The organism is Cellulosimicrobium funkei, assembly GCF_900155925.1.
GTDB classification, from domain to species: domain Bacteria; phylum Actinomycetota; class Actinomycetes; order Actinomycetales; family Cellulomonadaceae; genus Cellulosimicrobium; species Cellulosimicrobium funkei.
The window spans coordinates 795,695-809,690 of the sequence record NZ_FTMI01000001.1 but is presented as its reverse complement, the minus strand read 5'-3'; the positions used below and the strand labels follow the sequence as shown (position 1 = coordinate 809,690).

General features: G+C 74.9%; 10 protein-coding genes. 9 read left to right on the top strand and 1 reads right to left on the bottom strand.

What is annotated here, in order from left to right; genetic code table 11:
* Window positions 1-151: 151 nt before the first annotated feature.
* From BXA05_RS03515 to BXA05_RS03505, 3 genes are read left to right on the top strand one after another with little or no spacing between them, the layout of a single operon-like run.
* Window positions 152-2,641: a glycoside hydrolase family 3 C-terminal domain-containing protein gene (locus BXA05_RS03515; protein ID WP_083711342.1), complete on the top strand. Its 2,490-nt coding sequence runs from the start codon at window positions 152-154 to the stop codon at window positions 2,639-2,641.
* A gap of 21 nt (window positions 2,642-2,662) precedes the next feature.
* A complete protein-coding gene (locus tag BXA05_RS03510; protein WP_076403923.1) occupies window positions 2,663-3,301 on the top strand; it encodes a hypothetical protein in 639 nt (212 codons plus the stop codon).
* On the top strand, window positions 3,298-4,341 hold the full coding sequence (locus BXA05_RS03505) for a glycosyltransferase family 2 protein (RefSeq protein ID WP_076403922.1): 1,044 nt from the start codon (window positions 3,298-3,300) through the stop codon (window positions 4,339-4,341). Before BXA05_RS03510 ends, BXA05_RS03505 begins: the two co-directional genes overlap by 4 nt.
* 15 nt (window positions 4,342-4,356) lie before the next feature.
* Here BXA05_RS03505 and BXA05_RS03500 read toward each other — a convergent pair whose 3' ends face one another.
* Entirely contained in the window at window positions 4,357-4,833 is a 477-nt protein-coding gene (locus BXA05_RS03500; RefSeq protein WP_021482549.1) for an Lrp/AsnC family transcriptional regulator, read from the bottom strand.
* 142 nt (window positions 4,834-4,975) lie between these two features.
* Between BXA05_RS03500 and BXA05_RS03495 the strand changes: the two genes are divergently transcribed.
* The 6 genes from BXA05_RS03495 to BXA05_RS03470 are packed head-to-tail and all read left to right on the top strand — an operon-like array spanning window position 4,976 to window position 13,972.
* On the top strand, window positions 4,976-6,289 hold the full coding sequence (locus BXA05_RS03495; RefSeq protein WP_083711441.1) for a thiamine pyrophosphate-dependent dehydrogenase E1 component subunit alpha: 1,314 nt from the start codon (window positions 4,976-4,978) through the stop codon (window positions 6,287-6,289).
* Window positions 6,286-7,314: an alpha-ketoacid dehydrogenase subunit beta gene (locus BXA05_RS03490; RefSeq protein ID WP_021483500.1), complete on the top strand. Its 1,029-nt coding sequence runs from the start codon at window positions 6,286-6,288 to the stop codon at window positions 7,312-7,314. The genes BXA05_RS03495 and BXA05_RS03490 overlap by 4 nt, the downstream gene beginning before the upstream one ends.
* A complete protein-coding gene (locus BXA05_RS03485) occupies window positions 7,311-8,900 on the top strand; it encodes a dihydrolipoamide acetyltransferase family protein (RefSeq protein WP_076403921.1) in 1,590 nt (529 codons plus the stop codon). The genes BXA05_RS03490 and BXA05_RS03485 overlap by 4 nt, the downstream gene beginning before the upstream one ends.
* Window positions 8,897-10,537 (top strand): carboxyl transferase domain-containing protein, encoded by a 1,641-nt coding sequence (locus BXA05_RS03480; protein ID WP_076403920.1) that lies wholly within the window; start codon window positions 8,897-8,899, stop codon window positions 10,535-10,537. The genes BXA05_RS03485 and BXA05_RS03480 overlap by 4 nt, the downstream gene beginning before the upstream one ends.
* A gap of 4 nt (window positions 10,538-10,541) precedes the next feature.
* A complete protein-coding gene (locus BXA05_RS03475; protein WP_076403919.1) occupies window positions 10,542-12,800 on the top strand; it encodes an ATP-binding protein in 2,259 nt (752 codons plus the stop codon).
* Window positions 12,797-13,972, top strand: a complete 1,176-nt coding sequence (locus BXA05_RS03470) for an acyl-CoA dehydrogenase family protein (protein ID WP_076403917.1) — start codon at window positions 12,797-12,799, stop codon at window positions 13,970-13,972. The genes BXA05_RS03475 and BXA05_RS03470 overlap by 4 nt, the downstream gene beginning before the upstream one ends.
* Window positions 13,973-13,996: the final 24 nt, after the last annotated feature.

The following is a 13,996-nucleotide window of genomic DNA, read 5'->3' as shown; positions in this document are numbered from 1 at the left end:
CGGGGCCCGGACCGCCGTCCGGCACCGGGCCCCCGCCCCGCACGTCCGACCAGCCGCCGTCCGCGGCGCACCGCCGACGGCCGGCCCCGGCCTGCCCGGGACCGCCCTGACGCACCCCCGCACGACCCCACGACCACGCAAGGAGAGCACCGTGCAGCTCCACGGCGAGACCACCGCCGCGGCCGGCGAGACGGCCGCGGCCCCGGGGACGACGACCGCCGTCGTCCCGACCGCGAGCCTGACGCTCCTGGAGAAGGCGGCCCTGCTGACGGGGAAGACCGTGTGGGAGACGCACGACCTCCCGCGGCTCGGCGTCCGCTCCCTCTGGCTGGCCGACGGCCCGCACGGCGTCCGCAAGCAGCTCGGGGCGGCCGACCACCTCGGCATCGCGGCCTCGCAGGAGGCCACGTGCTTCCCGACGGCGGCCGCCGTGGCGAACACGTGGGACGTCGAGCTGGCCGAGCGTGTGGGCTCCGCGCTCGGCGCCGAGGCCGCGGCGCAGGACGTGGACGTGCTGCTCGGCCCGGGCCTCAACATCAAGCGCTCGCCGCTCGGCGGGCGCAACTTCGAGTACTTCTCCGAGGACCCGCTGCTCGCGGGCCGGATGGCCGCCGGCTACGTGCGCGGGATCCAGTCCCACGGCGTCGCCGCGTGCCCCAAGCACTTCGCGGTGAACTCCCAGGAGCTGCGTCGCATGGTCTCGGACTCCGTGGTCGACGAGCGCACGCTCCGGGAGGTCTACCTCTCGGCGTTCGGGATCGTCGTCGCGGAGGCCCGGCCCCGGACGGTCATGTCGTCGTACAACCTCGTCAACGGCGTCTACGCCCACGAGGACCCGTTCCTCCTCACCCAGGTCCTGCGCCGGGAGTGGGGGTTCGACGGCGCCGTCGTCTCCGACTGGGGCGGCTCGAACGACGTCGTCGCCGCCGCGGCGGCCGGTGGCACCCTCGAGATGCCCGCGGCCGGCCTGGGCTCGGCGCGCCGGCTCGTCGATGCTGTGCGGTCGGGCCGCCTCGACGCGGCCGACCTCGACGCGCGCGCCGAGGAGGTGCTGCGGCTCGTCGCCGCGGCCCGCGAGCCGGGCACCGCCCCGGCCGTCGACGCCGACGCCCACCACGCGCTCGCCCGCGAGGTCGCGGCGCGCTCGGCGGTGCTGCTCAAGAACGAGGACGCGATCCTGCCGCTCGCCGCGGGGACCCGGGTCGCGGTCGTCGGCGACTTCGCGCGCACCCCGCGCTACCAGGGCTCCGGGTCCTCCGCGGTCAACCCGACGCGCCTCGACAGCGTGCTCGACGTGATCGACGACTCGGGGCTCGAGCTGACGACGTTCGCCCCCGGCTTCCGCCGGGACGGCACGCCCGACGCCGCGCTGCGCGAGCAGGCGGTCGCGGCCGCGCAGGGCGCGGACGCGGTGCTGCTGTTCCTCGGCCTCGACGAGATCGCCGAGTCGGAGGGCCTGGACCGCACGACGCTCGCGCTGCACCCGGCGCAGGTCGAGGTCATCGAGGCCGTGGCCGCGGTCAACCCCGCGACCGTCGTGGTCCTCGCGGGCGGGGGCGCGATCTCCACCCCGTGGCTCGGCGCGGCTCGCGCGCTCGTGCACGGCTACCTCGGGGGGCAGGCCGGGGCCGGGGGCGTCCTCGACGTGCTCACCGGCGCCGTCAACCCGTCGGGACGGCTCGCCGAGACGCTGCCCGTGCGGCTCGCGGACACCCCGACCGCCGCGTCGTTCCCCGCGACCGGGCGCACCGCCGTCTACCGCGAGGGCCTGTACGTCGGCTACCGGTACTACACGAGCGCGGACGTCCCGGTCGCGTTCCCCTTCGGGTTCGGGCTGTCGTACACGACGTTCGCGCACTCCGACCTCGTGGTCGACGCGGACGCGGGAGCCGTCGGCGTGACGGTCACGGTCACCAACACCGGGCCCGTCGCGGGGGCGGACGTCGTGCAGGTCTACGTGCGCCGGGAGACGCCGGGCGTCCACCGCCCGGACCGCGCGCTCGCGGGGTTCGCGCGCGTCGAGCTCGACCCCGGCGAGTCGCGCACGGTCACCGTGGCCCTCGGGGACGCGGCGTTCCGGCACTGGGACGTGGCGACCGGGGCGTGGCAGGTCGAGCAGGGTGCCTGGTCGGTGCTCGTCGGCTCCCACGTCGACGACCTCCCGCTGCGTGCGACGGTCGAGCTCGACGGCACGGTGCCTCCGCGCACCGAGGACGACCTGCCCGAGCCGTACCGCACCGGACGCGTCCACGACGTGTCGGACGCGCAGTTCGCGGCGCTCCTCGGCCGGCCGGTCCCGACCGCGGCGTGGTCCGGGGTGCTCGGCGTGAACGACCCGCTCTCGCGCCTCGCCGACGCGCGCTCGCCCCTGGCCCGGCTCGCGTTCCGCGTCCTGTCCTGGCGGCGCGACGCGGCCGACCGCAAGGGTGCGCCGGACCTCAACGTCCTCTTCCTGCTCAACATGCCGTTCCGGGCCATCGGGAAGATGACCGGCGGCATGGTCGACGACGCCATGGTCGACGGCATCGTCCGCATCGTCAACGGCCACTTCTTCCGCGGCACCGGCGCCGTCGTGCGCGGGTTCGTCCGCAACCGCCGTGCCGACCGTCGTACCGCCCGCACGCTGCGCGGCGACGCCTGACCCGCTCGAAAGGGAACACCCATGCTCACCCGCCTCCGCGACGCCTGGCGCCGGTTCTCCGAGAAGCGACCGGGGACCGCGCAGTTCGTCGTGTTCCTCGTGCTGAGCAACGGCATCACCGTGCTGCAGCTCGCGCTCATGCCCCTCATCAAGTGGGTCTTCGGCATGACCGCCCTGGTCGACGTGGCGTTCCAGGTCTGGCCGGTCGGGACGAACCCGGACGGGTCGACGTTCTACGTCTTCGACTACGCCGCCGGTCCGCTCCCGGGCGGCGGCGGAGGGCTGGCATACTTCCTCGCCGTGCAGATCACCTTGCTGGTGGCGCAGGTGATCAACTTCTTCGCTCAGCGCACCATCACGTTCAAGTCGAACTCGTCGGTCGCGAAGGCCGCGCTCTGGTACGCCATCGCGTACGTCGTCATCTCGATCGCGGCGGCCGCCGCGCAGGGCCTGTACAAGACGCCGATCTACGAGCTGTTCATCGACACGTGGGGCCTGGGCGGCGCCGGCGAGACCCTCGCGGACTTCACGACGATGATCATCAACGCCGCGATCTCGTTCTGGGTGTTCTTCCCGATCTTCAAGGTCATCTTCAAGCAGGTGCCCGAGACGCCGGCCGCGCCGGAGGCGGAGCACGCCGGAGAGGTGCGTGCGTCGTGACCCCGCTCCTGACCGTCGTGGTCCCGGCGTACAACGCCGAGCCGTACCTGGCGCGTGCCCTCGACTCGCTCGTCGGGTTCGGTCCCGAGGTGGAGGTGCTCGTCGTCGACGACGGCTCCACCGACGGGACGGCGGCGCTCGCCCAGGGCTACGCGGACCGGTTCCCCGGCGAGGTGCACGTGCTGCGCAAGGCCAACGGCGGGCACGGGTCGGCGATCAACACCGGCCTCGACCACGCGCGCGGGGAGTACCTCAAGGTCGTGGACGCCGACGACTGGGTGGACCGCGCCGCGCTCGCCCAGGTGCTCACGACGCTGCGCCGGTTCGTGCGCCGGTTCGTGGACGCCGGCACCCCCGGCGGGGAGCCCGTCGACCTGCTGGTGAGCAACTTCGTGTACGAGAAGGTCGGCAAGCGCGTGAAGACGGCCGTCCGGTACCGCGGCGCGCTGCCGCGCGGACGCGTGCTCACGTGGTCGCAGACCCGCCGCTTCGCCAAGCGCCAGTACATGATGATGCACGCCCTCATGTACCGGACCCAGGTGCTGCGCGACGCGGGCCTGCGGCTCCCCGAGCACACGTTCTACGTGGACAACCTGTACGCGCTGGTGCCGCTCGCGCACGTGCGCACGCTGTACTACCTCGACGTCGACCTCTACCGGTACTTCATCGGCCGCGAGGACCAGTCCGTGCACGAGGCGGTCATGCTCAAGCGGCTCGACCAGCAGCTCCGCGTCAACTGGCTCATGCTCGAGCACGTCTCCCGGACCCCGGTGACCGACCGGCGCCTGCGCCGCTACCTGCTCCACTACGTGGAGATCATCTGCGCGGTGTCGTCGATCCTGCTCGTGCGCGCGGGGACGCCCGCGTGCCTCGTGGAGAAGGAGCGGCTCTGGTCGCGCCTGCGCGCCCAGGACCCCCAGCTCTACCACCAGGTGCGCTGGTCGGGCCTCGGGCAGATCGCCAACCTACCCGGTCCGGCGGGACGGCGCGTGACGGTCCTGGCCTACCGGGTCGCGCAGCGCGCGATCGGCTTCAGCTGACCGTCCGAGTCCCCGTCACCGCGGGCCGCGGCGCTGCTTCTCGATGAGCGGCCGCAGCCGGTAGGGGATGAGCTCTCCCATGGAGAGCGACGTCTCGGTGCGCTCGACGCCGTCGATCGCGAGGATCGCGGCGTCGATTCGGAACAGGTGGTCCGTGTCGCGGCAAGCGACGGTGACGCGCAGGTCCGCGGTGCCGCTGCGCCCGAACGCCTGCACGACCTCCGGGATGCGCGCGAGGTCGTCGACGATGCGCGCGAGCTCCTTCTGCCGGAGCTGCACCTCGACGAACGCCGTGAGGGGGTGTCCCAGCACGTGCGGGTCGATGCGCCGGTCGAGGTCGAGGAACGCGCCCTCGGCCTCGAGGCGTGCGAGCCGCGCGGCGACCGTGTTGCGGGAGAGCCGCAGCCGGTCGGCGAGCGCGACGATCGTGGCCCGCGGGTCGTCGGCGAGCGCGAGCAGGAGGTCGAGGTCGACAGCGTCGGCGCTGTGCATGCTGCTCACCCTAACCGAGTGACAGCGGTCACAGTGCACGGTGCGGCAGGCGTCGGTGGAGCCATGTGCGTGACGCGGGTTACGTTCCCCCTACCTCGGTCCTCGACGGAGAGGACCGGCTCCCCGAGGTGAGGTGGCGACGATGCCCAGCGAACCTGCGGTGCGGACCGGACCGACGGCGGCGACCCCGCCGAAGGCGTACGACGGTCACCGGGCGGCAACCCCGCGCGACGCACGAGCAGACCGGAAGAACGTGGTGCGCGACGTGCGCAAGGACGCGCCGCGGCAGGACCCGCCCGACCCGAGCCCCGGGTCGACGCCGACCCTGCGCGTGCTCGACGAGGACGGCACCCGCCATCGCGACCCGGACCTGGACCGGTGGCTCGCCGACCTCGACCCGACGGCGTCCGACGACGCCGCGCGCGCGTCGGCCCGGTCGACGCTGCTGCGGCTCCACGAGGACATGGTCGTGGCGCGTCGCATCGACGCGGAGGCCACGGCGCTCCAGCGGCAGGGCGAGCTCGCGCTCTGGCCGCCGCTCCTCGGCCAGGAGGCGGCGCAGGTCGGCTCGGCACGCGCGCTGCGCGACGACGACTTCGTCTTCTCCTCCTACCGCGAGCACGCCGTCGCGCGGGTGCGCGGCGCGGCCCTCGTCGACCTCGTGCGCGTGTGGCGCGGCGTCGCGGTCTCCGGCTGGGACCCGTACGCGATCGGCATGGCGTCGCCGCAGGTCATCATCGGCGCCCAGGCGCTGCACGCGACGGGCTGGGCGATGGGCGTGCAGAACGACGTCGACGCCGGCCGCGTCGACGCCGCCGCAGGGCTGCCGGTCGGGGTGTCGTACTTCGGCGACGGCGCGATGAGCCAGGGCGACGTGAACGAGGCGTTCGTCTTCGCGTCCACGTACCGCTCGCCGGTGGTGTTCTTCTGCCAGAACAACCAGTGGGCCATCTCCGAGCCGGTCGCGCTCCAGTCGCGCGTCCCGCTCGCGGAGCGCGCCCGCGGGTTCGGCCTGCCGGGCGTGCGCGTCGACGGCAACGACGTCCTCGCCGTGCTCGCCGTGACCCGCGCGGCCCTCGACCGCGCCCGGCACGACGGCGGCCCGACCTTGATCGAGGCCGTCACCTACCGCATGGGCCCGCACACCACGGCCGACGACCCGAAGCGCTACCGCGACGCGACCGAGGTGGAGGAGTGGACGCGCCGCGACCCGATCGCGCGCTTCGAGGCGTACCTGCGCGCCGTCGGGGTGCTCGACGACGCGGGCGCGGCGCACGTGCAGGAGGTCGCCGACGCGGCGGCCGCCGAGCTGCGCGCCGGGTGCGTCGCGCTCACCGACCCGCCGCCGCTCTCGCTCTTCGACCACGTCTACGCGGAGCCGCACCACGCGCTGGACCGCGAGCGCGCGGAGTACGCGCACTACCTCGCCGGCTTCGACGGGGAGGAGGCGCGATGACGACCCTCACGCTCGCGAAGGCGCTCGGCGCCGGGCTGCACCGCGCGATGACGGACGACGACCGCGTGGTCGTCATGGGCGAGGACGTCGGCCGCCTGGGCGGCGTCTACCGCGTGACGGACGGGCTCCAGGCGGAGTTCGGACCGCGGCGCGTGCTCGACACCCCGCTCGCGGAGTCGGGGATCATCGGGACGGCCGTCGGGCTCGCGTACCGCGGCTACCGGCCGGTGTGCGAGATCCAGTTCGACGGCTTCGTGTTCGTCGCGTTCGACCAGATCCTGTCCCAGCTCGCGAAGATGCACGCCCGCACCGGCGGGAAGGTGCGCCTGCCGATCACGATCCGCATCCCCGTGGGCGGCGGCATCGGCGCGGCCGAGCACCACTCGGAGTCGCCCGAGGCGCTGTTCGCGCACACGGCCGGGCTGCGCGTCGTGTCGGTCGCGAACCCCCAGGACGCGTACACCGTGCTCCGTCAGGCCGTCGCGTGCGACGACCCGGTGATCTTCTTCGAGCCCAAGCGGCGCTACCACCTCAAGGGCGAGGTCGACCTCGACCCCGTCGACCCGCCGCCCATGGACCGGGCCCGCGTCGTGCGCGAGGGCCACGACGTCACGCTCGTCACGTGGGGCGGCCTCGTCGGGACCGCGCTCGACGCGGCCGTCGCCGCGTCGGACGACGGCGTCTCCGTCGAGGTGGTCGACCTGCGCTCGCTGTCGCCGATCGACCACGACACCGTCGCGGCGTCGGTCCGCAAGACCGGGCGGGTCGTCGTCACGCACGAGGCCCCGCGCCAGGCCGGGCTCGGCGCGGAGATCGCCGCGACCGTGACGGACCGCTGCTTCGAGTACCTCGAGGCCCCGCCCGTGCGGGTCACGGGCCACGGCATGCCGTACCCGCCCGCGAAGCTCGAGGGCCACTACCTGCCCGACCTCGACCGCATCCTCGACGGCGTCGACCGCGTCCTGGGGCGGGTGGAGCCGTTCGTGCCGTCGTCCGGGCGTCCCGTCGCGGAGGTGGCCCGATGACGGCGCTGCGCGAGTTCCGCCTCCCCGACCTGGGCGAAGGGCTCACCGAGTCCGACATCGTCAGCTGGCACGTCCACGCGGGCGACCGCGTCGAGCTCAACCAGGTCATCGCGGAGGTCGAGACCGCGAAGGCCCTCGTCGACCTCCCGTCCCCGTACGCGGGCGTCGTCGCGTCCCTCCACGCCGAGGAAGGTCAGACGGTGAGCGTCGGCGAGCCGCTGGTCACCTTCGAGGTCGACGACGGCGCGGCCCCCGTGTCCGGCGGCGGTGCCGCCCCCGTGACGGACGGCGCCGCGGCGCCCGGGGCCGCCAAGGTCCCGGCTCGGGTGCCCGACGCCGTCCCCGCCCTGGTCGGGGCGGTCGCCGCGGTGGGAGCCGCCCCGGCCGACCCCACCGACGCGCCCGAGCCGAACCTCGTCGGCTACGGGGCCCGACCCGACCGGGTCGGGCGGCCCGCGCGTCGACCCCGGCGGGCGGCGACTGAGACCCAGGTTTCACGGCCCGACGTCGCCGAGGCACCCCGCCGCACCACCGTGACCGGCGAGCGGCCCCGGTCGACACCGCCCGTGCGCGCGCTCGCGAAGAAGCTCGGCGTGCGGATCGACCGGGTCGAAGGCTCCGGCCGCGACGGGCTCATCACGCGCGAGGACGTCCTCGCGGCGGTGAGCTGCCATCGCGACGTCGCCCGCCGACCGCGCGACGAGCACCACGCGCACCCCGCGACGTCCGCCGGCCCGGGGGCATCGAGCGGCGAGAAGCGAGAAGTGGCCCCTCCGGACCGCGGCCGCGGGGCCACTTCTCCCCTCTCGGCGCCGGGTGCGGCGACGGGCGTGGCCGCCGACCGCGCGGCCGGCCTCGAGGCGGAGGTCGTGCCCGTGCGGGGCGTGCGCAAGCACACCGCGGCGGCGATGGTGGCGAGCGCGTTCACCGCGCCCCACGCGACGGTGTTCCTCACGGTGGACGTGACGCGGAGCGTCGAGCTCCTGGAACGGCTGCGCACCCACCGCCTCGCGCGCGGCGCGCGGATCACCGTGCTGGCGCTCGCGGCCCGCGCGCTGTGCCTCGTGCTGCCGCGCCACCCTGCGCTCAACAGCGCGTGGCGCGACCTCCCCGACGGCTCGGCGGAGATCGTGCGGCACCGACGGGTGCACCTGGGGATCGCGGTCGCGACCGACCGGGGGCTCGTCGTGCCGCACGTGCCCGACGCGCAGGCGCTCGACCTGCCCGACCTCGCCGTCGCGCTGACCGACCTCACGACCACCGCGCGCGACGGCCGCACGACGCCCGAGCGCCTGACCGGCGGGACGATCTCGATCACCAACGTCGGGGTGTTCGGCGTCGACGCGGGCACCCCGATCCTCGTCCCCGGCGAGGCGGCGATCCTCGGCCTGGGGGCGGTGCGGCGTCGGCCCTGGGAGCACGACGGCGAGGTCGCGCTGCGCGACGTCGTCACGCTCAGCCTGTCGTTCGACCACCGCGTGGTCGACGGCGAGCAGGGCGCGCGCTTCCTCGCCGACCTGGGCGCGCTGCTGGAGGACCCGGCGCTCGCGCTCCTCGCCGGGAGCCGGCAGGAGGTGGTCGCGTGACCGTCCTGACGAGCGCCGTCGAGCCCGGGTCGGACGCGGCCCGGGCGAACGACGCCGCGCAGCGCGGGCTCGCTCAGGAGCTGCGCGAGCGCACGGCGGACGTCGCGCGCGGCGGCCCGGCGTCGGCGCGCGACCGGCACGTGGCTCGCGGCAAGCTGCTCCCGCGCGACCGCGTCGACCGCCTGCTCGACGAGGGCAGCCCGTTCCTGGAGATCGCGCCGCTCGCCGGGTACGGCGTGGACGACGGCGCGTGGCCGGCCGCGGGTGTCGTCGCCGGGATCGGGGTGGTGAGCGGGCGGCAGATCATGGTCGTCTGCAACGACGCGACCGTGAAGGGCGGCACGTACCACCCGCTCACGGTGAAGAAGCACCTGCGGGCGCAGGAGATCGCGCTGGAGAACCGGCTGCCGTGCGTCTACCTCGTCGACTCGGGCGGTGCCTTCCTGCCCCGGCAGGCCGAGGTGTTCCCGGACCGCGACCACTTCGGCCGCATCTTCTACCACCAGGCGCGTCTCTCGGCGGCGGGGATCCCGCAGATCTCCGCGGTGCTCGGGTCGTGCACGGCGGGCGGCGCCTACGTGCCCGCGATGAGCGACGAGACGGTCATCGTGCGCGGGCAGGGCACGATCTTCCTCGGCGGTCCGCCGCTCGTGAAGGCGGCGATCGGCGAGGTCGTCACGGCCGAGGAGCTCGGCGGCGGTGAGCTGCACGCGCGCCGCAGCGGCGTCGTCGACCACCTCGCCGACGACGACGAGGACGCGCTCGACACCGTGCGGCGCATCGTCGCGACGCTCCCGCCCGACCCGGAGCCCGCGTGGGACGTGGCGCCCAGCGAGCCTCCCCGTGTGGCGGGTGCCGCCGTACAGGACCCGGGGGAGGATCTGTACGCCGCCGTCCCGGCCGACGTCCAGGCCCCCTACGACCCGCGCGAGGTCATCGCCCGGATCGTCGACGGGAGCCGGTTCGACGAGTTCAAGCGCGAGTACGGCGACACGCTCGTCACGGGCTTCGCGCGGATCCACGGGCACCCCGTCGGGATCCTCGCGAACCAGGGTGTGCTGTTCTCGGCGTCCGCGCTCAAGGGGGCGCACTTCGTCGAGCTGTGCGACCAGCGCGGCATCCCCCTGCTGTTCCTGCAGAACATCTCCGGCTTCATGGTCGGCACGGACGCCGAGGCGGGCGGGATCGCGAAGGACGGCGCGAAGATGGTCACGGCCGTCGCGACGACGCGCGTCCCGAAGCTCACGGTGATCGTCGGCGGGTCGTTCGGGGCGGGGAACTACTCGATGTGCGGGCGCGCGTACTCGCCGCGCTTCCTGTGGTCGTGGCCCGCGAGCCGCATCTCCGTGATGGGCGGCCCGCAGGCCGCGTCCGTGCTGTCGACCGTCAAGCGCGACCAGCTCGCGGCGCGCGGCGAGACGTGGGACCCCGACGAGGAGGCCGCGTTCTCCGCCGGCATCCGCGCCGACTACGACGAGCACGGCAGCCCCTACTACGCGACCGCGCGGCTGTGGGACGACGGCGTGATCGACCCCGCCGACACGCGCCGCGTGCTCGGCCTCGCCCTCGGCGTGTGCGCGCGCACGCCCCTCGCCGAGACCTGGACCGGTGACCGGTTCGGCCTCTTCCGGATGTGAGCCGATGACCTCCCGCACCCTCCACGACGCGACCGCCCGCCCGACCGGCGGTCCCGGGTTCCGCACGGTCCTCGTCGCCAACCGCGGCGAGATCGCGTGCCGCGTGATCGGCACGCTGCGCCGCCTCGGCGTGCGGTCCGTCGCCGTCTTCTCCGACGCCGACGCCGACGCGCGCCACGTGCGCGAGGCGGACGTCGCGGTCCGGCTCGGGCCCGCGCCCGCCGCGCAGAGCTACCTCGACGTCGACGCCGTCGTCGCCGCGGCCGTCGCGACCGGGGCCGAGGCTGTCCACCCCGGCTACGGCTTCCTCTCGGAGAACCCGGCGCTCGCCCGGGCGTGCGAGCGCGCGGGGATCGCGTTCGTCGGGCCGGGCGTCGACGCGCTCGAGGCGATGGCCGACAAGCTCGCCGCGAAGAGCATCGTCGGCGCGCGGGGCGTGCCCGTCGTGCCGGGGGCGGGCGAGCCCGGGATGTCCGACGACGACCTCCTCGCCGCCGCGGGCGCCGTCGGGTTCCCGCTGCTCGTCAAGCCGTCCGCCGGGGGCGGGGGCAAGGGCATGGTCGTCGTGCGCGCGGAGGCCGACCTGCCGGGCGCGCTCGCGTCGGCGCGTCGGGTCGCGGCGTCGTCGTTCGGCGACGACACGCTCCTGCTCGAGCGGCTCGTCGAGGCGCCGCGCCACATCGAGGTGCAGGTGCTCGCCGACACGCACGGGACCGTGGTCCACCTCGGCGAGCGCGAGTGCTCGCTCCAGCGCCGCCACCAGAAGGTGGTCGAGGAGGCGCCGTCGCCGCTCCTCACCGCGGAGCAGCGCGCCCGCATGGGCGAGGCCGCGTGCGAGGTCGCGCGGTCGGTCGGGTACGTCGGCGCCGGGACGGTCGAGTTCCTCGTCCCCGCCGCGAGCCCCGACGAGTTCTTCTTCATCGAGATGAACACGCGCCTCCAGGTCGAGCACCCCGTGACCGAGATAGTCACCGGCCTCGACCTCGTCGCGCTCCAGCTCCGCGTCGCGGCGGGCGAGCCGCTGGGCCTGGCGCAGAGCGACGTCGTGCTCCGCGGCCACGCCGTCGAGGCGCGCCTCTACGCCGAGTCGCCCGACCGCGGCTTCCTCCCGGCGACCGGGTCGGTGCTGGTCTACGACGACGGTGGCGTCCCGTCCGGGCCCGGCGCCTCGCCGCTGCGCCTCGACTCCGGGATCTCCGCCGCTGCCGTGGTGGGTGGGCACTACGACCCGATGCTCGCGAAGGCCGTCGCCTGGGGCGAGACGCGCGACGAGGCCGTGGAGCGCCTCGACGGCCTGCTCGCGCGGACGGTCGTGCTGGGCGTCGAGACGAACACGGCGTTCCTGCGGTCTCTCCTCGCGGACGACGACGTCCGTGCCGGTCGGCTCGACACCGGCCTGATCGACCGGCTCGTGGCGTCGGTGGTCGGGCCCGGCGAGGGGCCGGGCGGTCCGGACTGGGTCGACCTCGTCGCCGCAGCCCTGTTCCTCGTCGAGCAGGCGGTTGTGGCTCGTCCGGGGGGCGGGACGGGCCATAGCCGCCTGCTCGCCGCCGGGATGGCTGCCGCCGGCGATCCCTGGCGGGTGGGGGACGGGTGGCGGCTCAACGGGGGCGCGGCGCCGCGGCGGGTTCTGCTCGTCGATGCGGCCGGGAGCGCGCACGAGGTGCGGGTGTCCGGGGTGGTGGGGGACGCCGTCGTGCACGTGCCGGCAGCCGACGACGGCGCGTGGCCCGGCTCGACGACGCACGCGGCGCGGGCGTCGCTCGTCCGCGACCCCGGGGCCGACGGCGCGTGGTGGCTCACCCTGGACGGTGTCCGGGAGCGCGTGCGGCTCGCCCTCGACGCACCCCCCGCCGACGGGGAGCCCGCGACGGTGTGGGTGTGGCGCGACGGGCGGACCGTCGCCCTGGCCGCCCCGGACCGGGAGCAACGCGCCGCACGGGCGCGGGCCGACCGCCGTCGGGCACGGGGCGACGCGCCCGGCGCGACCGACCCCGAGGTGCGCGCCGCGATGCCCGGCACGGTCGTCACGGTCGCCGCGGACGGCGAGCCCGTCACCGCCGGGGACGTCCTCGTCACCGTCGAGGCCATGAAGATGGAGCACCCGCTCCTCGCCCCGCACGACGGCGTCGCCGACGTGCGCGTGCGCCCCGGCGACCTCGTGCGCCGGGACCAGGTGGTCGCCGTCGTCCACCCTCACGACTCCGGTGCGGCACAACCCGCCGCCCCGGTCCCGCAACCCGACACCCAGGGAGCATCATGATCGAGGCCGACGTCCTGCTCGACGACGAGCAGCGGAAGCTCAGCCAGGTGGTGCGCGACTTCGCGGACAGCGTCGTCGCCCCCGCCGCCTACCGCTACGACACGGAACGCCGCCTGCCGATGGAGATCATCGCGCAGATGGGGGAGCTGGGGCTGTTCGGGCTGCCGTTCCCGCGCGACGTCGGCGGCCAGGGCCAGGACTACGTGTCGCTGTGCCTCGCCGTCGAGGCGCTCGCGCGCGTCGACCAGTCGATCGCGGTGACGCTCGAGGCCGGGGTCGGGCTCGGGATCGTCCCGCTCTACCGGCACGGCTCGCGCGAGCAGCAGGAGCGGTGGCTGCCCGACCTGCTCGCCGGGCGGGCGCTCGCGGCGTTCGGGCTCACCGAGGCCGGGGCAGGGTCCGACGCGGGCGGCACCCGCACGACCGCGCGGCTCGACGGCGACGAGTGGGTGATCGACGGGTCGAAGCAGTTCATCACCAACTCGGGGACGCCCATCACGAGCCTCGTGACCATCACCGCCGTGACGGGCGAGACGGTCGGCCCGGAGGGCGAGCTGCGCAAGGAGCTGTCGAGCATCATCGTCCCGGCGGGGACGCCCGGGCTCGAGGTCGGGCCGTCGTACGACAAGGTCGGCTGGCACACCTCGGACACGCACCCCCTCACGCTGACCGGCGTCCGCGTGCCCGCCGGGAACCTGCTCGGCGAGCGCGGTCGTGGGTACGCGAACTTCCTCCGCGCGCTCGACGAGGGCCGCATCGCGTTCGCCGCCCTCGCGACCGGCGCCGCGCAGGGCTGTCTGGAGGAGGCGCTGCGGTACGCGCGCGAGCGCGTCGTGTTCGGGCGGTCGATCGGGGAGAACCAGCACGTCGCGTTCACGCTCGCCCGCATGCAGGCGCGCGTGCACACCGCGCGCCTCGCGTGGCTCGACGCCGCGCAGAAGCTCGTGCGTGGCAAGCCGTTCAAGGCGGAGGCGTCGGTCGCGAAGCTCGTCGGTGGCGAGGCCGCGATGGCGAACGCGCGCGACGCTTCGCAGATCTTCGGCGGCTACGGGTTCCTCAACGAGAACCCCGTCGCGCGGCACTACCGCGACGCGAAGGTGCTCGAGGTCGGCGAGGGCACGACCGAGGTGCAGCTCATGGTCATCGCGAGGAGCCTGGGACTGGACGGCTAGCGGGGGACCGACGCCGACGTCAGG